The sequence below is a fragment of the Methylobacterium isbiliense genome (assembly GCF_022179325.1).
GTDB lineage: Bacteria > Pseudomonadota > Alphaproteobacteria > Rhizobiales > Beijerinckiaceae > Methylobacterium > Methylobacterium isbiliense.
The window spans coordinates 1-18,360 of the sequence record NZ_BPQQ01000122.1 but is presented as its reverse complement, the minus strand read 5'-3'; the positions used below and the strand labels follow the sequence as shown (position 1 = coordinate 18,360).

The 18,360-nt window shown below is 67.5% G+C and carries 16 protein-coding genes and 6 pseudogenes; 15 read left to right on the top strand and 7 right to left on the bottom strand.

Annotation, left to right across the window (positions count from 1 at the left end; all coding sequences use genetic code 11):
* Positions 1-96 precede the first annotated feature (96 nt).
* From MFF61_RS32540 to MFF61_RS32525, 4 genes and pseudogenes are all read left to right on the top strand, one after another.
* A pseudogene (locus MFF61_RS32540) lies at positions 97-1,166 on the top strand (PAS domain-containing sensor histidine kinase).
* On the top strand, positions 1,156-1,761 hold the full coding sequence (gene fixJ / locus MFF61_RS32535; protein WP_238241850.1) for a response regulator FixJ: 606 nt from the start codon (positions 1,156-1,158) through the stop codon (positions 1,759-1,761). The pseudogene MFF61_RS32540 and the gene fixJ overlap by 11 nt, the downstream one beginning before the upstream one ends.
* A gap of 95 nt (positions 1,762-1,856) precedes the next feature.
* On the top strand, positions 1,857-2,249 hold the full coding sequence (locus MFF61_RS32530) for a response regulator transcription factor (RefSeq protein ID WP_238241838.1): 393 nt from the start codon (positions 1,857-1,859) through the stop codon (positions 2,247-2,249).
* A 553-nt stretch (positions 2,250-2,802) separates the two neighbouring features.
* Positions 2,803-3,489, top strand: a complete 687-nt coding sequence (locus MFF61_RS32525; protein WP_238241837.1) for a helix-turn-helix domain-containing protein — start codon at positions 2,803-2,805, stop codon at positions 3,487-3,489.
* 342 nt (positions 3,490-3,831) lie between these two features.
* On the opposite strand, the gene MFF61_RS32520 is transcribed toward MFF61_RS32525, so the two are convergent.
* The 3 genes from MFF61_RS32520 to MFF61_RS32510 all read right to left on the bottom strand — a co-directional run bounded on the left by MFF61_RS32520 (position 3,832) and on the right by MFF61_RS32510 (position 7,938).
* Positions 3,832-4,692 (bottom strand): universal stress protein, encoded by an 861-nt coding sequence (locus MFF61_RS32520; RefSeq protein WP_238241835.1) that lies wholly within the window; start codon positions 4,690-4,692, stop codon positions 3,832-3,834.
* 164 nt (positions 4,693-4,856) lie between these two features.
* Positions 4,857-7,469, bottom strand: coding sequence for a cation-translocating P-type ATPase (locus MFF61_RS32515; protein WP_238241834.1), 2,613 nt, complete (start codon positions 7,467-7,469; stop codon positions 4,857-4,859).
* A gap of 67 nt (positions 7,470-7,536) precedes the next feature.
* Positions 7,537-7,938 (bottom strand): DUF6455 family protein, encoded by a 402-nt coding sequence (locus MFF61_RS32510; RefSeq protein ID WP_238241832.1) that lies wholly within the window; start codon positions 7,936-7,938, stop codon positions 7,537-7,539.
* A 601-nt stretch (positions 7,939-8,539) separates the two neighbouring features.
* On the opposite strand from MFF61_RS32510, the gene MFF61_RS32505 reads away from it, so the two are divergent.
* The 7 genes and pseudogenes from MFF61_RS32505 (at position 8,540) to MFF61_RS32480 (ending at position 12,086) form a co-directional block, all read left to right on the top strand.
* Positions 8,540-8,740 carry a hypothetical protein gene (locus MFF61_RS32505; RefSeq protein ID WP_238241831.1) on the top strand — a complete coding sequence of 67 codons (201 nt, stop codon included), beginning with the start codon at positions 8,540-8,542 and terminating at the stop codon, positions 8,738-8,740.
* A 29-nt stretch (positions 8,741-8,769) separates the two neighbouring features.
* Positions 8,770-9,387: pseudogene (locus MFF61_RS33995) on the top strand (BON domain-containing protein).
* 9 nt (positions 9,388-9,396) lie between these two features.
* Positions 9,397-9,522, top strand: a pseudogene (locus tag MFF61_RS32495) (alcohol dehydrogenase); the annotation flags it as partial.
* A gap of 88 nt (positions 9,523-9,610) precedes the next feature.
* Positions 9,611-9,679, top strand: a pseudogene (cydX, locus tag MFF61_RS34100) (cytochrome bd-I oxidase subunit CydX); the annotation flags it as partial.
* Between the two features lie 384 nt (positions 9,680-10,063).
* Complete coding sequence (locus tag MFF61_RS32490) at positions 10,064-10,879, top strand: universal stress protein (RefSeq protein ID WP_238241829.1); 816 nt, start codon at positions 10,064-10,066, stop codon at positions 10,877-10,879.
* Positions 10,879-11,211, top strand: a complete 333-nt coding sequence (locus MFF61_RS32485) for a c-type cytochrome (RefSeq protein ID WP_238241828.1) — start codon at positions 10,879-10,881, stop codon at positions 11,209-11,211. The genes MFF61_RS32490 and MFF61_RS32485 overlap by 1 nt, the downstream gene beginning before the upstream one ends.
* Before the next feature lie 14 nt (positions 11,212-11,225).
* Complete coding sequence (locus MFF61_RS32480; protein ID WP_238241826.1) at positions 11,226-12,086, top strand: universal stress protein; 861 nt, start codon at positions 11,226-11,228, stop codon at positions 12,084-12,086.
* Between the two features lie 183 nt (positions 12,087-12,269).
* Here the strand turns inward: MFF61_RS32480 and MFF61_RS32475 are convergent, their stop codons facing one another.
* The 3 genes and pseudogenes from MFF61_RS32475 to MFF61_RS34095 form a co-directional block, all read right to left on the bottom strand.
* Positions 12,270-13,079, bottom strand: a complete 810-nt coding sequence (locus tag MFF61_RS32475) for a universal stress protein (RefSeq protein WP_238241825.1) — start codon at positions 13,077-13,079, stop codon at positions 12,270-12,272.
* 135 nt (positions 13,080-13,214) lie between these two features.
* Positions 13,215-13,677: pseudogene (locus MFF61_RS32470) on the bottom strand (response regulator).
* Positions 13,678-13,857: 180 nt separating this feature from the next.
* Complete coding sequence (locus MFF61_RS34095; protein ID WP_373324827.1) at positions 13,858-14,160, bottom strand: transposase; 303 nt, start codon at positions 14,158-14,160, stop codon at positions 13,858-13,860.
* A 186-nt stretch (positions 14,161-14,346) separates the two neighbouring features.
* Here MFF61_RS34095 and MFF61_RS32460 point away from each other — a divergent pair.
* From MFF61_RS32460 to MFF61_RS32445, 4 genes and pseudogenes are all read left to right on the top strand, one after another.
* Positions 14,347-14,970 (top strand): annotated as a pseudogene (locus MFF61_RS32460) (LysR substrate-binding domain-containing protein); the annotation flags it as partial.
* A gap of 214 nt (positions 14,971-15,184) precedes the next feature.
* A complete protein-coding gene (locus MFF61_RS32455; RefSeq protein ID WP_238241824.1) occupies positions 15,185-15,349 on the top strand; it encodes a site-specific integrase in 165 nt (54 codons plus the stop codon).
* Positions 15,350-15,570: 221 nt separating this feature from the next.
* On the top strand, positions 15,571-16,095 hold the full coding sequence (locus MFF61_RS32450; RefSeq protein ID WP_238241823.1) for an MbcA/ParS/Xre antitoxin family protein: 525 nt from the start codon (positions 15,571-15,573) through the stop codon (positions 16,093-16,095).
* Positions 16,092-16,763 carry an RES family NAD+ phosphorylase gene (locus tag MFF61_RS32445; protein WP_238241822.1) on the top strand — a complete coding sequence of 224 codons (672 nt, stop codon included), beginning with the start codon at positions 16,092-16,094 and terminating at the stop codon, positions 16,761-16,763. Before MFF61_RS32450 ends, MFF61_RS32445 begins: the two co-directional genes overlap by 4 nt.
* Positions 16,764-16,955: 192 nt before the next feature.
* On the opposite strand, the gene MFF61_RS32440 is transcribed toward MFF61_RS32445, so the two are convergent.
* The coding region (locus tag MFF61_RS32440) for an ISL3 family transposase (protein WP_238241820.1) at positions 16,956-18,360 on the bottom strand (1,405 nt) is incomplete at its 5' end.

Genomic DNA, 18,360 nt, shown 5'->3' with positions numbered 1-18,360 from the left:
ATTGTCCTCAGCATCGACGAGCAGAAGCGGGCCGAGGTGGATCTCCGCGCCCGCGAGGCGCACCTGCACTCCATCCTCGACACTGTGGCTGAGGCCATGATCGTCATCGACGAGGCCGGCCTCATCCGCTCGTTCAGTGCAGCGGCCGAACGCCTCTTCGGCTACGCGGCTGCCCAGGCGGTCGGGCGGAATGTCCGCACTCTCATGCCCGAGCCAATGCGGGGCGAGCACGACAGCTACCTCGACCGCTACCGGCGCACCCGAGAGCGGCGCATTATCGGCACCAACAGGGTAGTCACGGGACAGAGGCGGGATGGCTCGACCTTCCCGATGGAGCTCGCAATCGGCGAGATGCGATCCGGCGATCAGATCTTCTACACTGGTTTCATCAACGACCTGACCGAACGCCAGCACACCCAGGCCCGTCTCCAGGAACTCCAGTCCGAACTCGTCCACGTATCGCGGCTGAGCGCGATGGGCGAGATGGCCTCGACGCTCGCCCACGAGCTGAACCAGCCGCTCGGCGCCATAGCCAACTACACCAAGGGCTGCCGCCGCCTGCTGGCGCATCCGGACCCAGACACCATTGCACAGACGATAGAGGTTCTCGAGAAGGCCGCTGAGCAGGCGCTGCGGGCCGGGCAGATCATCCGCTGCGTGCGCGAGTTCGTCGCCCGCGGCGAGACGGAGAAATGGGAGGAGCCGGTCGCACGGCTGATCGAGGAAGCCAGTGCCCTCGCCCTGTTCGGTGCCCGCGAGCAAGGTGTCACGGCGCGCATCGTGCTGGCCCCGAACTCGAATTCGGTACTGGCCGACCGGGTCCAAGTGCAGCAGGTGCTCGTCAACCTGATGCGGAACGCCCGAGAGGCCATGCAGCAGGGCGACCGGCGCGAGTTGACCGTCGAGGCGCGTTCCGCTGTACCGGACACCATCGAGATCGCGGTGTCGGATACCGGGCCAGGTATCTCGGACGAGGTCGCGGACCGGCGTTCCAGCCCTTCGTCACCACCAAACGGAGCGGGATGGGCGTCGGGCTCTCGATCTGCCGCACCATCGTCAAGGCGCATGGTGGCCGCCTATGGGTCGAGCGCAACAACGCTGGTGGGGCGACCTTCCGGCTGACGCTGCCGGCCGCGCACAATGGTGACCTGGGTCATGGCGGCTAGCCTCGTGCACGTCGTGGACGACGACCCCGCGATGCGGGACTCGGTCGCCTTCCTCGACACGGCCGGTTTGGAGGCGCGTCGCTACGAAGCCGGGACGGAGTTACTCGACCGGCTCCTGAAGCCAGCATCGGGCTGCGTCCTAACCGACATCAGGATGCCCGGCATCGACGGGTTGGAACTGCTCCGCCGTTTGCGGGCGGCGGGCCACACGCTCCCGGTGGTGGTGATGACGGGACACGGGGACGTGCCGCTCGCGGTGGAGGCGATGAAGCTCGGCGCTTGCGACTGCATCGAGAAGCCGTTCGACGACAAGGCGCTCCTCCAGGCACTGCGCTCGGCGCTCGAATGCGGCGAGCCGGCCAAAGCGGCAGACCCCACCCTGCAAGAATTTCTGCGGCGGGTCAGGACCCTGAGCGAGCGCGAGCGGCAGGTGCTGGACCAACTGGTCGCTGGAGGCACCTGCAAGGAGATCGGACGCGTGCTCAACATCAGCCCGCGCACCGTTGAGATTTACTGCGCCAAGCTCATGGCGAAGACGCAAGCGGAGAACCTGCAGGAGCTGGTGCGCTGGGCGGTTCTGGCCGGCATCGCGTGAAACGGGATTGAGGCAGGTCAAGGCAAACGCCTGGTTTCTTCGCTCATGGCGGGTGTCGTTCAACCACCCGGAAACCGCGCCATCCGGCGACCGTCATGCCGTCAGCCCCTACGAACCTCGTCTACGTCGTGGACGACGACCAAGCCGTTCTGCACTCCACCCGCTTCCTGCTCGAGAGCGAGGGCCACCGCGTCGAGACCTTCGCGGGTGGACCGGAGTTGCTTGCGGCCTTTCCCGGCCCGAGCCCGGCTTGCGTGCTGCTCGACCACGTCATGACGGGCATGGGCGGCCTTGAAGTCCTGGGGCGGCTGCGCGCCTTCGACGCCTCCGTTCCCGTCGTGCTGATCACAGGTCACCCCGACCCAGGTATTCGTAAGAGGGCGAGCGCCGCCAGCGCTCCGCTGGTCGAGAAGCCTTTCACGCTGGAGGCGCTCCTGGAGCTTCTCGCCGCCGACGAGACCGGCAACGGTCTTTCCATCCGAGCCTGAGAACAGCCCGCCGCGGGACTTCGCGGGCGCGGCGGCTTGCGTGGATCGGCCCAGGGCGCAGCGTGAGAGGCACGGCGTGCGCTTTCCCCGCTCCGGCTGAGCCTGAGGCTGGCAGAAGGAATGCCTCGTGCCCTTGATCCAGCTCAACCCAGCCGAGATGTCCTTGATCAAGACTAGTGCCGGCGATAGCCGGTCAGTGCAGCGAGATGGTCGCCTGTACCTGAATGCGACGGCTCGTGATGCGCCCCGTCTCGGGCTGCCCGTCGGCCCATGGGCTGCACCGCCATGCCGATGCCCTCACGCGCCTGATCGCGCTGTTGGCCTTCGGGCTTGCCACCGCGGTAGGGTTGCTGCGTGCGGCCCAGTTCCCTTGGTCATGGTCCCCGACAGCGCGGGGCAATGAGGATTTACGGGGCGCCGGCGGGGGCTGAACCTCCGCCGAGGGCCTACGTAGTTGCCCTTACGCGGACCTCCTTAAGAGAGCGCCCGGAATTTCGCCCCTATCCGGACTCGGCCAACCTCTCCTCATCCGATGCGGACGAGGAGAGAAGCTATGGCCACCGGGCTTACCCCACCGCCCTGCTCGCACGCGGCTGCGAAAGTTCCGGTCGGCGACAAGCACGTGGGCTTCCTTTTCGCCGGCTGCCCCGAGCTCATCGGGACGCCCTTCTCCTATACTCGCGAAGAGGAAGTCTACGGGGAGGGCGAGGACGCCGAGTTTGTCTACAAAGTCGTCAGCGGCGCCGTGCGCACCTACAAGGTCCTGAGCGACGGTCGTCGCCAGATCACCGGCTTTCACCTGCCCGGTGACCTGTTCGGTTTCGAACAGGGCGAGGCACACCGGCACACGGCCGAGGCCCTCTCCGACACCAAGGTGCTGATCTTCGGGCGGCGGCAGGTCGAGCGCGCCGCCAACCATCGGGCCGAGGTCGCCTGCCAGCTCTGGGGCATGGCGAAGATGAGCCTGCGCCAAGCCCAGGACCACATGCTGCTGCTCGGCCGGCGCTCGGCCACGGAGCGCGTCGCGGCCTTCCTCATGGACGTCGAGGACCGTCTCGGTTCCACTGGCACCTTCGACCTGCCGATGACCCGGCGGGACATCGCCGACTTCCTCGGGCTCACCATCGAGACCGTGTCGCGCACCATGACGCAGCTCGAAGAGAACGGGGCCCTGCTACGCGCCGGCGGCCGGCAGGTCACGCTGCGCCGCAGCCATCTCCGCCGCGTGGTCGAGGACTGAGAAGGACGGCGAGCGCCGGCCCTCGCACAAGGACGGAACGCCATACGGGGGAGCAGGCCGATGCCCCGTCTCGTTGCAGCCTTCTTGGTGCTGTGCACCCCGGCCTGGGCGGCTCCGGCACAGCGGCAGCCCAGGCCTGATGCCATCCAGTCAGGGGCGGAGGCCGTCCCCGCCGGACGTGCGGATACCGCAGCTGATCTGGGCAAACTGAGCAAGGGCTCAGGCGAGGCCGTTGCACGGAGCAAGACCTGGAGCCGGAAGGTGAAGAAGTCGCTCGGCGGCGTCTGCCGGGGATGCTGAGGGGACCTCCCCAGCATCGTCACGCCCTCGCGTTCCCCTCGGTCAGTGGGCGAGAAACAGCGGCACCGCACTCCGCGCCAGGAGCGACTGGGTCACGCCGCCGAGGAACCATTCCTGAAGGCGGGAATGCCGGTAGGCGCCCATCACAAGCATGTCCGCGTGGAACAGGCCGACCTGAGTCCTAAGCGTCTCCGCAACGTCCCCGACGACCGGCAGGTCGTTCACCGAAACGTTCACGCCGTGACGCGCGAGGTGCGGCGCGAACTCGGCCCCGGCGACCGACCTCGGCAGGTCCTTCTCGCCGACCACCGACACGATCTCGACTGCCTCGGCCGCGCGCAGGAACGGCAGCGCGTCGTTGGCGGCCCGAGCGGCCTGGGCGCTGCCGTCCCAGGCGATGATGACCCGCCGCGCGGCGAAGTCGTCATATCCTGGCGGGACTACAATGAGCGGTCGCCCGCTCCGGAAAAGAACCCCGTCGATCAGGTCTCGATCGAGGTCGACCTCGCGCGCCTCCGCATCCAGGATGATCAGATCGGCCAGCCGTGCGCGTGCGGTGAGCCGCCCGATTAGGTCCGGATAGGCCAGCATCGGCGCCTCGGTCGTGCAGGTCACGCCGGCGCTGGCGGCATCCGCCGCGGCGCGTTCGGCGGCGGCCTGCGCGAGCCCGCGCAAGCGCCGGTTCTCGTCCGCGACGAGGTCGTTGATGAACCCCCAGGCCGCTCCGGCGACCGCGGTGAGGCGCCGGGCCGCGGACTGGACGGTCAGGTGTGAGCCGGCCGTGCCGGCGAGCGCCAAGCCGTAGGCAAGCGCGCTGGCGCCTTCGTCGTCGCGCCCCTCCACGGTGATGCCGACGAGGATGTCGCGGATCGCAATGAGTGGGCATGAGGGCGGGCTGGTCATGGAGGGTTCCGGATGGCTCTGCTGGCCCCAGTCTCGCATCGTGAGGCCGACACGCGTTGACCCAGCGCAAGTCCGCTGCATGCGGACGATGGGCATCGTTTGCAGATCCGGCCGCGTAGGCCGGACTGGCGTGCGGGGCGAACGAATCCCTCCTGGGGTGTTCGTCAAGCCTGACCGGCCCGTTTGCGCGCGTCTGCGGATATCTGCGCGAGCTGGACGATCAGGAGCGGTGCGAAGCTCGCGGGGAGGATCAGAGCCCACATGCCCAGGTCCGGGGGGACGAGGCCGAGCACTGCGCCGACCGGAGGCGCGTAGGCCGGCCCGACGAGCAGCACCGTGCACAGGAACAGGGCGGCCCACACCCAGGGGTTGCGTGTGACCTCGTTGCGGAAGGGCTTCGTACCGGAAGCCCGCATATTGAACACCTGCCAGAGCTGCGCGAAGGCGAGGGTCAGGAACGTGACCGTCACGGCGGATGCTCGGTCGAGGGCGAGCCAGAACTCGGCAACGGCCAGGGCCCCGAGGGTCGCCGCCGTCATGACGGTGGCGTGCAGGGCGATCCGGGCCCATTGCGGGCGCCCGAGGATAGGCTCCCCCGGGTCGCGCGGGGGGCGTTCGAGGATGTCGTCCCGCCCTTCCCCCATCGCCAGTGCGAAGGCCGGGAACACGTCGGTGACGACGTTCAGGTAGAGGATCTGCAAGGGCAGGATGGGCAGCGGCAGCGCCATCAGCACAGCGAGCCCGACGACGGTCACCTCGCTCAGGTTGCAGGCCAGGAGGTAGGCGGCGAAGCGGCGGATGTTGTCGAAGATGACCCGCCCCTCGCGAATCGCGCCGACGATGGTCGGGAAGGCGTCGTCCAAGAGGACCATGGCGGCCGCCTCGCGTGCGACGTCCGTTCCCCGCCGGCCCATCGCGACGCCGATGTCCGCCTGCTTCAGGGCCGGGGCATCGTTGACGCCATCGCCGGTCATAGCGACGACCTCGCCCCTCTCTTGGTACGACCGGACGAGCGACAGTTTCTCGGCCGGGCTCACCCGGGCGAAGACCGAGATACCCTCAAGCCCGTCCCGCAAGCCGCCGGGCGCGCCTTCGACGACGCGGTCCCCTGAACCAGCGAGCCCGATCGCGCGTGCGATGCTGCAGGCCGTGACGGCGTGGTCGCCGGTGACCATGATCACGCGGATGCCCGCATCGCGGCAGGCCGCCACCGCCTCCGGCACATCCTCCCGGGCGGGGTCTTCAAGCCCGACCAGACCGAGGAACGTGAGCTCCTCGAAGGGATGGCTGCCCGCCTCGTCCACCATCCTCTCGGCACAGGCGATGACCCGCAGGCCTCGCGCGCCCAGGTCCTCGACGCGATGTCGCCACAGGTCGCGGGTGGCATCGTCGAGCGGCCGGTCGCGCTCGCCGTCGCCGGTGCGCCGCGAGGCTGCGAGAACCGCCTCCGGGGCGCCCTTGACCGCGATCAGGTGGCGCGGTCCGAAAGCGTGGATCGTGGCCATCATGCGGGTGGCCGCGTCGAAGGCATGCCTCCGCACGAGCGGGTGGTCGCGCAGGATCGCCGCGCGGTCCAGCCCGGCGGTCCCGCCTGCCCGCAGCAGCGCCTGTTCCATGGGGTCGCCGCTGCCCTCGCCCGAGCCTTCCCCCATTGAGGCGTCGTTGCAGAGCACCGCGACCCGGAGCAGGCGTTCGGCCTCGACAGGGGCGCCGGAGCCTCGTTCGAGCAGGTCTACCTCGCCGGAGGGCAGCAACAGTCGTCGCACCGTCATGCGGTTCTCGGTGAGCGTGCCCGTCTTGTCGGTGAGGATCACGGTCGTGGCGCCCAGCGTCTCGACGGCCGACAGGCGCTCGATGAGCGCGTTCCTCCGCGCCATTCGCCACATCCCGCGCGCGAGCGTCAGGGTCGCGACGATGGGCAGGCCTTCCGGGATGGCCGCGACCGCCAGCGCGATGCTCGCCTCGGTCATGAGGCGGAGGTCCTTGCCGGTCGCCACGCCGAGGCCGGCGAGAAGGACAGCCAACGTCAGGACCACCCAGACCATCTGGCCGGACAGGCGCTCCAGGCGGCGCTCCAGGGGCGAACTGTCCGGCTCGGCCTGCTCGACGAACCGCGCGACGCCGCCGAGCTCGGTTCCTGAGCCAGTCGCGACGACGACGCCGGTGGCGCTCCCGCGGGTGACCAGGGTGCCTCGGAACAGCATCGACGAGCGTTCGGCGAGGCGCGCGTCCACGGCGACCGGGTCCGCGGACTTGTCAACCGGCACAGACTCACCCGTGAGCGTGGACTCGTCCGCGCTCAGGTTGGACGCCTCGACCAGCCGGATGTCGGCAGGGACCGCATCGCCGCCCTCGACCAGCACGATGTCGCCCGGAACGAGATCCTCGGCGGCAAGCACCCGGGTGTGCCCGTTGCGGCGAACGCGGGCCGAGCGCGTCCCGAGCGCACGCAGTCCCTCGACGGACCTCGACGCCCGCAGCTCGGTGAAGAAGCCCAGGCCGGTATTGACCGCCAGGACCACGACGATCGCGGTCGCCTCCTGCCAATCGCCGAAGTAGAGCGACAGGGCACAGGCTGCCGCGAGCAGGTATGCGACGGGGCTCGCAAGCTGGTGCAGGAGCAGGGCGAGCGCGCTGGCCCGCTCCTTCGTGGCAATCACGTTCGGTCCGACCCGCGCGAGTCGTTGCCGAACCTCCGCATCCGTCAGGCCCGCGTGCAGAGAAGTCCCAAAGCGCCTCGGAACGTCCTCGATGGGCAGGGCATGGACGTGCTCCATCCGAGGTATGGTGCGGCCGGACGCCACCCGCGAATCGGACGACGCAGGCTCTATGGTCAGGCCCGGTTCAAGCATGGCGCAGCCGGTCGAGGCGCGCGGCGTTCGGGCAGAATTCCGGGTAGGCGTCGGCGGCGGTCCCGGCCCAGAGCTCGCGCGCGCAGCGGCCGCGTTGTGTGCAGCGCAGGCAGGCCGCCTCAAGCGTCTGCATGGTCTCCGGGTCACGCTGCCGGACGGCCTCCGCGTCGAGGCTCAGGCTTCGCATGAGGTTCACGATGCTGTGGACCTTCGCGACGGCTTCCGGGCCTTCGGGTACGGGTCCGGTCGCGCTCGCATCTAGCATCGTCTCCATCATCTCACCGTCGACGTCCTTCAATTCCCGTGCCGCCTTCAGCAGGCAGCACCACTCGCCCATCGAGGCGACGATGCCGAAGGGGTCGAAGGGGTCGTGTTTATCGGCGGGGTTGGACATCGCGGCCTCCGATGGGGTCCTGGTGCCGCCGCAAGGGGCGTCGGCATCGCGGGCGCCGGTCTGCCGGGCATGCCGCGAGGGTGTCGTGCCCGTCAGGTGGAGCCATGATCTGGATCAAGACCCGATTTTGAGGGAAAGGAGGTCCCGTGCCTCATGCCTTGGTGGCGCGCGAGGAGTTCTGCCGCCCTGCAGGACGCTACCCCGGACCGTTCGCCGTCGGATCGGCGGTTCACGACGATGGACACGGGTGCGCCGCGGATCAGGCCGGCGGCCTCGCGCCGGCAAGGCGTACCAACTGCTTCGCCAGCATGGTCCCAGACACGAGGTCCGGCCCGTTGGGGGCGTAGATGTGGCTCATCCGTCGATCGGTCATCAGGCCGTTTCCCGGCGGACGGCCGCCTCCAAGATCTCCTCGGTGTGGAGCACGCCGTCATCAGGGCCGCGACCTTCCCGGTGCGCGCCAGCGCCACGCCGTCCTGCAGACGATCGATGGTCGAGGGCGACCCTGCCGGCGGGCAGGGCCGATAGCGTTGAGGTGGATCAAAGCGCTCCAGGGTCGGCGCAGCAGGATGGCTCTCGTCAGGCTAGACGGAAGCGAACGATGACCCTGGTGCTTCGAACCACCTCTCTCCGAACGATGCGCCGTGTGCGAGTGCCGCTCAGGCCGTCGCCGCGAAACGACGTGGGCCAATGCTTCGTCTCGGATGGCTATCACTACCGGAGCATCGGAAGCCTGCAAGCCCTAGGCCTGGCCATTGCTGCGTCGGTGATGACGCCGGCGCTGCTCTGGCTCGCCATCTGAGTCCCCCCACCGAACCGAGGAGATGGGCGATGGACGACAAGACGGTGCATCAGCAAGTGCTCGAAGGATTGGTATACGCCCCCATGATCGATTCGGCGTAGATCGGCGTCGCTGTCGACAACGGCATCGTGACCCTGACCGGCCATGTCCGGAGCTACGCCGAGAAGTGCATCGCCGAGCGCATCGCGCTCCGGGTCCGCGGCGTTCGGGGCGTGGTAGAGCGGATCGCGGTTCGTTACCCAGACAATCCGCGCATCGGTGACGAGGCGCTGGCCGACCGCTGCGCCCGGGTACTTGAATGGGGACGTGCGGATTCCGGAAAATTCGGTCTCGCTGAAGGTCGAGATGGGCTGCATCACACCCCAGGGATGTGTGCTCTCCTACCACCAGAAGGCATCTCGCCGACGTAACCGACATCATCGGCGTGAAGCGGTCGGCCCATGCCACCGAGGTGAAGTCCCGCATCCTCGCAGCCCTGAAGCGGAGCGCCCAGGATCCGGACAAGACTCGCGGCCACGTGGATGGCGACAAGGTTCACCCTCGATGGCTGCGTCGACGTCTGGCGCGCGTGCGAGCTCGCCGAGCGGGCAGCCTGGTCGGCCCCAGGCGCGCGGGCCGTCGAGGAACGCCTGATGCTCGCTTGCTGAGGTTCTCCAATGCTGGCGACGGTGCTGTCAGGAAGCGACGCTCACCTCGCTGCCGAGCGGCGGCCGGACGCGGAGCCTGGGCCCGGCGAGGTCCATATCCGGGTCGAGGCCTGCACGGTCTGCCGCACGGACCTGCACATCATCGACGGAGACCTGCCCCCGCGGTCTACCCCATCCTGCCATCACCTGACCGCCATTTTCCTGATCTCGAAGGAGTTCGACGCTGTGGTACTTCGCCTGGACTCTCGGTCTCGGACTAGCTGCGGCTGTGGGGGTGCTCAATGCACTCTGGTACGAGTTGTGCTCCGTTCGCGAGGCGCCCCTGAGATCAAGCAGTCGCTTCCGGCGCCGTGAGCTAGGATCGTTCGGCCATGCGGGACGGGCTCTCTGTCAATTTATACTGCCGATGCAGAATAGCTTGGGCGGTCCGGCGAGGTGCTCGGACGTCGTCCTGGCCGTATCGGGCCCTACGACTTGCAAGGACTGCGGTGAGACAAGGGTCTCTCGCGCCTGGCTTGATCGTTCTGCGCCGAGGATTCGGGAAATTCGGCCCCCATCAGCCAGCCTCAGCCCGTCCCTATGTCTCCCGACGGGCTTGAGCTGGATCAAGGTTGATCCCGCGAACCAGGGCCAGGGTACCTCCATCGCGTCGGCAGCCCGGCCTCAGGAGGCGGTCATGAAGATCTCCAACATCATGGTCTCGGTCGATCTGGGGGCCGCGGCCGCGGACCGCATCCAGCTCGCCGCCGATCTCGCCGCGCGGTTCGGGTCCAAGCTGACCGGCGTCGCCGGACGCCCGGTCGTCGGCCCCATCCCAGTTGGCGACATGCTGGAGGTCGAACGCGTCTGGGCGGTTGCTGAGCGCCTGACCGACGAGCAACTCGCGCAGGCCAAGGCCCTCTTCGAGCGTGAGGCCGGTTCGGCGCACGAAACAGCTTGGCGCTCGGCGCCGACCCAGCCCTTGGCCTACCTCGTCGAGCAGGCGCGTGCTGCCGATTTCGTGGTCGTCGGCCGGCAGGGGCCGGCGGACGGCGACCCGGGCTTGATGGGAGTTCCGGCCGGAGCGCTCCTGATGGAGGTCGGTCGGCCGGTGCTGATCGCACCGCCCGGAGTCGAGCGTCTCACGGCAAAGAGGGTTGTCGTGGCCTGGAAGGACACGCGCGAGGCACGCCGGGCCGTCCATGATGCGCTGCCTTTCCTGGCTCAGGCCGACGAGGTCCAGGTTGCGGTGATAGGACCCGATGCGGACCGGGAGGGCGCCGAGGATGTAGCTGCGTACCTTTCCAATCACTCTGTGACCGTCACCACGCACCTGCTGCGCAACCCAGAGATAGGCGCCGCGGACGAGATCCTTCGGTTCGCCGGGCGCGAGGATGCGGACTTGGTCGTGATGGGTGCCTACGGGCACAGCCGCCTGCGCGAGTGGATCTTCGGCGGTGCCACCCGCGACGTCCTGCAGACGACACCAGTCTGCTGCCTGATGAGCCACTGATGCGCCCGGCAGACATCATCGCGGCCGGCGCCGTCGCGTTGTGGGCGCTCCTCTACGCCGGACCCGTCGAGGCCTGGGACCGGCAGGTGCAGCAGGGTGCGACCCTCGCCCGGACCAACTGTGCTCGGTGCCATGCGGTCGAGCGCGTCGGGACGAGCCCCCTGCGCGAGGCGCCACCCTTCCGCGATCTGCACAAGCGCTACCCCGTCGAGGATCTCGGTGAGGCCCTCGCCGAGGGCATTCGCACGGGCCACCCCAGCATGCCCGAGTTCCGCTTCGATCCGGATCAGGCCGAGGCCCTCATCGCCTACCTGAAGTCACTGGAACGCTGAGCGAGGAGACCTCTATGTTCCTGCGCTGCCTCCTCGTTCCCACTGCTCCCGGCATCGACGTCACGCGCCGGTTGAGCGCCGCCCTGCGCCTAGGCCAGCGCTTGCACGCCCACATCGACGTCAGCTTCATGGCGCCGGGCCCGGAGCATGTGCTGGCCGCGATGGAGCGCCTCATGCCCCTCGGCCGTGTGACAATCGAAGCCATTGAGCGAAGCGTGCGCGAGGCCGCGATGGAGGGCGAGGAGGCCCTGCGGAGGTGGTGCGAGCGCGAGGGGGTGCCGTACGCATCCTCGGCCGGGCGTCTCGACGCAACCTTCGTGACTTGGACTGAACTCTCGGGCGAGGTCGAGCCGCTCCTGGCGCTTGCCGGCCGGGTCAGCGACCTCGTCATCGTCGACCGACCGGACCCGAGGGTGCCTTTCACGGGGCGGGCACTGGACACGGCGTTGTTCTCAGTCGGTCGCCCGACGCTGATGGTTGGCGAGACCGTCCCATACGATCTGCTCGACCACGTCGTCATCGCCTGGAACGGCAGCCTGGAGGCGACGCGCCTGATCGGCCAGTGCATCACGCTGCTGCATGAAGCGGCCCGGGTCACGGTCGTTCATGCCCGAACCGAACGCTTCGAGGAGGTACGGTCGGCCGACCTGTGCGCCTACCTGCGCTGGCATGGCGTCGTGGCGGAGGCCGTCACCCCGGCTGTCGGGGACGAAACCTCGGTCGGCGCTGCCATCCTGGCCGAGGCCGAGCGACAGCACGCCTCCATGCTGGCTCTCGGTGCCTACACCCATAGCCGGGTGCGCGAGTTCCTGCTGGGCGGGGTCACCCGCCACGTCATCGAGCAGGCCCGGATCCCAGTGCTCATGGCCCACTGACACATGGGCCTCGCCTAGAGGATTGATGCCCAGGCGGCCACACCTGCTTCGGCCGTATCCCGGGGCGCCTCGAACACTCGCTGGACTCGGAGGCTCAGGTTCAGCGGATGGCCTTCGCACACGACAACGTGCCGTCATGCAGAATCATGAGATCCCGGGTGCTGATGGCATTCTCGGCGTCATTCAGTGGCTCATCAGGCAGCAGATTGGCGCCGCTGCCAGTAGGTCGCGGGTTACGCCCCCGAAGGCCCACTCGCGCAGCCGGCCGTGGCCGTAGGCACCCGCGACGAGCAGGTCGGCTCCGTGCTCGCATGCAGCGTCCACGAGCGCCTCGGAGGTCTCGGCACCATAGGCGTCCTTGCTGACTGCGGTCGCGTAGACGTCATGCGACTGCAGGAGGGCGACGATGTCCCGCGTGTCTGCGGCACCCTTCCCGTCGTCGATGGATACCACAACGGCCTGGGAGGCCCGCTTCAGGAACGGAAGCGCATCGCGTATGGCGCGGCGCGCCTCGCGAGTGTTTTTCCACCCGACCGCGACACGCTTGGCGTCTAGGTGGTCGACTTTGGGCGGGACGACCAACACCGGCAGGCCGAGCTGCATCAGGGCGTCCCCGGTATTGACCGACATGAGCGGGCTACCTTCGTCACCGCGGCCCACGACCAACAGGTCGGCAGCGGCCGACTGTCCTGTCAGAAATCCCAAGGGGAAGTCGAGGTTCGAGCGCCACTCGACGCGACTTCGGTTCCCGACCGCTTCCTTGAAGGCTTCATGGGCCATCCTGAGGTCGTTCACGACGGCTTCCTGGATCGAGGCGATGCAGTAGGCTCCGCCAAGGGTCGGGCCGGCGGGCGCGAACTCGTAGGCTGGCATTTCCGCCGCGACGCCGATGAGGTGGGCGCGGAAGTCGTCGGCGACGTGCCCGGCGAGACGGATGCGTTCGCGCGCATGATCGCCGAGGTCGACCGCTACCATGATGCTTGCATAGGTCATCGAAAGTCTCCGGCCAGAAGGCGCAGACGTGATGGGGACTGCTCGATGGCTGGGCTCGGCGGCCACATCCCTACTGTGGGGCTCAGCTCAGCGTGAGGTGGTCCTCGACGGCGCGCACGCCTGGGGGCGGCCCCTCTAGGCTCGGCAACCGGTCGGACATTTTTCCCGGCTCAAGTGTTTTCCCGGCCGTGATCCGGCGCAGCATCGGGCAGGTCCGTGCGCCGTTGCGACAGCCCGGGAGCGCGCAACGGGCTGTCACGGCGCTGATCAAGTCCCGGGCATCGAACAACCGTTCGAACAGGGGTATGTCCGCGAAGGCGTCTGGAACGCGCGCGTTGCCGGAGATCAGGGCAAATGGGACGCCCCGTTGGCGCAGGGCACAGGCAAGCGGGAAACCAGGACCCTGGTTCAGGTCGACGCTGACCACCGCGAAGTCTGGCGGTTTCCTGTCCAGGCTCTCTGTGGCCTCGCCGCAGGTACCGTAGGGCCCGCTGATTGCGCAGCCAGCACCAGAAAGAACGTCCTCCAGCCACATGCCCGGTAGCGCCTGCGGCTCCGCGATGAGCACGACCGGCCGCTCTCCTCGTTTGCTCTCCATCACCCGATCCCCGCGTTCGGTACCGACGGGGCAAGAATGGCCCGGACGGGCCGGCACGCGTTGCGCTAGATCAATGGAAGCGCAGCCATCGCCAGCTGATGTTGGAGTTGGAGTTGGAGTTGACCCGCTTTGGTGGCTCTCCCGTATTTTGATATTGGTGGCGAATTCGGCACAGCTCAGTCAGGTCGCGAGTTGATGCAGCCGCGCATAGGCTGAGTGCCGTGTTCGCGCCTTCGGTTCGTCTGCCAGCCACCGCAGCACCCGAGCTAGGTTCATCGCTGCTGCCGTCATGAGGTGGGCGAGGTGCGCCTTCGCGTGCCCAAAGTACGGCGTCCGTCGGAGCCGAGATGACCGCACACCCTGGGCAATCGTGGCTTCGACGCCGGCCTGCTGCGCGTACTCGGCTGCAAAGTCCGCGGTTTTGCACTGCGGCCAGAGCGGGCACGCTCGGCAGTCGCTGATCGCGAACTTGATCTTGATCACCGGTGTCGTGCCGCGGGCGAGCGCCGGCGTCCAGCCTTGGCTTGGCTTGCCGGCGAGACACGTTGCCTGCTGCTGAACGAAGTCGATAGCGAAGTCCCGTGCAGCGAACCCGGCACCGGCCTGGGCCTGCCACTGCCGTTCGCCGCACGTCGGACCAGTCAGGTCGACCCCGTGGCGTTCCTGGGCGTCGACGAGATCGACGCCGAGTTCACGACGCTGACCGAGTATCGGGAGAAGCCGGCCGGCAACGTCCGCATCGCGGCGGGCGAGCACTCGGCCGAGAGCATCATCTGGCCGGCGCTGGAGCGGCTGCTACCGGAGTATCCGGATGTAACCGCCAAGGTGGTTGTCGACAACGGTCTGACCAACATCGTCGCCGAGCGCCTCGACGCGGGTGTCCGGCTCGGCGAGCAAGTCGATAAGGACATGGTCGCCGTACGCATCGGGCCGGACCTGCGCATGGCCGCCGTGGCCGCCCCATCGTACTTCGAGCGGCGCCGGAAGCCGCGCACGCCCGACGACCTGACGGACCACGTCTGCATCAACCTTCGCCTGCAGACGCGGGGCGTGCTCCATGCCTGGGAGTTCGAGAGGGGCTAGCAGGTGCTGAACGTGCGGGTCGAGGGGCCTCTGGTGGTCAACACCGGGTCGATGACACTCAAGGCGGCGCTGGCGGGCTTCGGTTTGGCCCATCTCCCCGAGGAGCGGGTTCGGGCGGACATCGCCGCCGGCCAGCTAATACGGGTGCTGGTCGACTGGTGCCCGTGCTCCCTTCCCGCCTGTAGCCGCCATGCCGGGCGTCCTCACCGGCATTCGGCCGAGCAGCACAAGGAGAGCAGCAGCGGCTCTCGCTCCGGGCGTGTCGCAAACGTTCAACGGCCGAAAAAATCTCCTCCGAACGGAGCGTTACAATGCCTGCTCACCCCGTCGACGAGGTCGATGAGGCGGTTTGACAGGCCTGAGATTGTCCCATCGGACTGGGGTGCATCTCTGCCGGGAGCATAATTTTCTACGGCCAAAATCTTTGCGACACGCCCCGCAGGACATGTTCGCGGCCGGGTTCGAGCTGCTCGAGGTGATGCAGGCGGGCTCCTGGAAGACGCCCGCTATGCCCGCCCGCTATGGCGAGCGGCTCAGGGCTCAGCGCGGCGCCGCTCGCAAGCTCGCGACCCTGCAGAACCGAGCTTGAGTGAGAGGCCGGCCCGCCCGCCGCTTTGACGGGCGCGGCGTACAGTTCCGCTTTCAGATGGCTGCTTTACGAGCTTGCACGTCGGCACACGCCTCGACGGTCCATGCGGTGCCCCATCTCGGCCAAATGCCATCATGTGTGGGTAAGTGGCAGGATGAAGCGCTACCTCTTGTTTGTGTCCAAATTTGGACTATGTCCGAAAATGAGCACGGGAGGTGGTCATGGCAGACTTGATATCAGCTGGATCAGGAGTACCGCACGGCGTTCCGGCTCTCTCCGCGGATCGCTTTGAACCCGCCAACCGTAAACGCCTAAGCGGACCGGCCCTGCGAACGTTTCTCGCGATCTGCGATCTCTGGAAATTGGGCGAAGCCGAACGCCGAGCCGTGCTCGGTTTCCCGGCGCGGTCTACCTATCAGAATTGGGTCAAAATGGTTCGCGAGCACCGGGACATCACCCTGGACGCTGATGTTCTCATGCGGATTTCGGCCGTGCTCGGCATCCATAAGGCCCTCGGTATCCTGTATAGCAGCGAGCAGGAGGGGGTCGATTGGCTGCATCGTGCTCATCAGGCTACGGTGTTCGGTGGAAAGCCTCCCGTCGAGTTGATTACGAACGGTACGCAGGACGGGCTCATGACGGTTCGTCGCTTCCTTGATGCAGCCCGTGGTGGCCTCTACATGGAGCCAAACGAGGTAGATAAGGGTTTTCGTCCCTACACCGACGCGGATGTCGTCTTCTCGTGAGCGCTGTCTACTCGGCTGCGCCACGCCCGACGCATCGCCTCGTCCCCTCGCAATTTCCGCCGATTGGCCTCTTCGATACGGTGGCTACTGCTGCCGACCTACAGGCGGTGATGGAACTGGAAGGTTGGACAAACGACCGCTTGGTAGCGGACCGTATCCGACGTCTCCCTCAGTCCGAATGGGCTTTCGGCCGGCCGAATTCGAGCATCGTGATGGCAGCCTTCCTGCACGTTGCCCCGACAGGCATGAGGTTCAACGGCCCGGATCTCGGAGCGTGGTATGCGGCGGCGGAACTCAGGACGGCCGCGATCGAGGTCGCCCATCATCTTCGCCGTGAAGCAGCCGCCCTGTGCCTCGCGGGATTGAAGCGCAGATACCGAGCCTACACGTCCACACTGGACGGCTCCTATGTCGACATTCGTGGTCAGCAATCAACCATGCCGGCCGTTTATGACACTCGCAGCTACGGTGCGTCTCAAGCTTTCGGAGAACGGCTTCGAGCAGCTGGCGAGGCGGGCATCATCTTCGACAGCTTGCGCCATGCAGGTGGAATTAACGTAGCCGCCTTTTGTCCAACCAAGATTTTGAATGTAATTCAGACGAGTCATTACGAGATTTCGGTACAGTCTGGATCAAGTCGGATCGACGTTAAGCAATTGACTGTGTAGGATTTTTCGACTGGGATGGTCGCACTGAGTTCTAACAAATTTTCCGCTCAGACGAGGGGTCATCGTGGCGCGTGCATTTTCCGGGCTGCCGCTCGATGCAGCGGGCGTCTGCGTCCATTGCCCTGATCTGCGCTGATCCTGTCGTCAGGTGATCCGCCCCCCTGTGAGTGGTTCATCGGCGAGTTTGGTGGATCAGGCTGCCAGGAGGAAACGGTGACGAAGGAGGTCGAGCTTAGCTCGGCCGTACATGCTCCTCTTCAGCAGCTTGAGGCGATTGATCTGCCCTTCTGCCTGGCCGCTGCTCCACGGCAGTTCCAGGCCAGCACGCACCGCCGCACGATCCTGATCAAGGCTGGCGGCGAAACTCTCGACCACGCGTATGCCGCAGCTGCGTGCTTCCGCAAGCCACGTGTCAAAGGCCGCCACCGCGGCAGAGCCGGCACGCCGCCCGCCGCAGCCGCTCCGCACGATCCGACAGAACCAGCGAGCAAGACCGACAACCTTGGCCGCCTCGCCATCCTGAAGCACCCGCGCCACCGCCGCGGCGGCTGCGGGATCAAGTTCGTTGGGGTCACGCAAGAGATGCCATGACAGCTGCTTGGGCGACGGAAGGGGCGGTCGTGATGGTGTCTTGGTTGTCGCTGCAGCTGGTGATCGCTGCCAACGCCGGATCGTCGTCTTGGCCGGGCGCGTGCGCCGCTCGTTCAGCCAGCGTCCGACCTGCTTCGGGGTGCCGGGATAGCCGAGGTCGCGAAGCTCGCGCCAAAGCTGCATCGCGTTCTCGCAGCCCTGATCGAAGCGGGCAGAGAGCTGATCGAGGTAGGGATCCAGGATGCTCGGCCCTGGCCCGCGCAGGCCATGGCGTGGGAAGCGAGGGGCGAAGGCGTATTTGCGCACGGTCGCGCGGGCCAGGCCGGTCTCGCGGTTGATGCGCCGGAGTGACTGCCCCGCCGCGACGCGGCGACGAACGTCATCGTAGAGAGCCTCCCATCGCTCGACGGCCGCAGCCCGCATGAGCACCTCCGCAGGAGCTCGCGGGTATGCCTTCGTCCGGCGGACCGAGGCCGCGGCGAGTGTCGTCGGGAGCACCTGCTTGAGGCGCGGGTGAACCCGGGCGAGCCAGCGCTCGAGCATCTGCCGGGTATTGAGCAGCAGATGCCAGCGGTCGGCGACCTGCCGGGCGCCTGGCGCCCCTATCGTGGTTCCCCGTGCGTACTCGGTGGAGCGGTCACGTGCCACGAGGCGGATCTGCGGCTCGTGCCGGAGCCAGGTCGCCAGCGCGGCGGCTGACCGGTCCGGCAGCAGGTCGAGGGGACGATGGTGCTCGAGGTCGATCACGATCGTGGCGTAGGTCCGGCCCTTGCGCAGGGCCCAGTCGTCGACACCAACGATCAGCGGTCGCCCTGCGGACGGCAGCGGGAGAGCTCGGACTGCGCGCAGCAGGGTCGTGGCGCTGGTGGGCATGGCCAGCCGCGAGAGCAGGCGGGCGGCAGGCTGGCCGCCGAGCGCGACCCCGGTTCGCGCCTGGGCCTGAGCCAGTCGGCGGGTGCGGTGAGCATAGCGGCCGAGGAGGTTCGGGAAACGTTCGGCGAAGGTG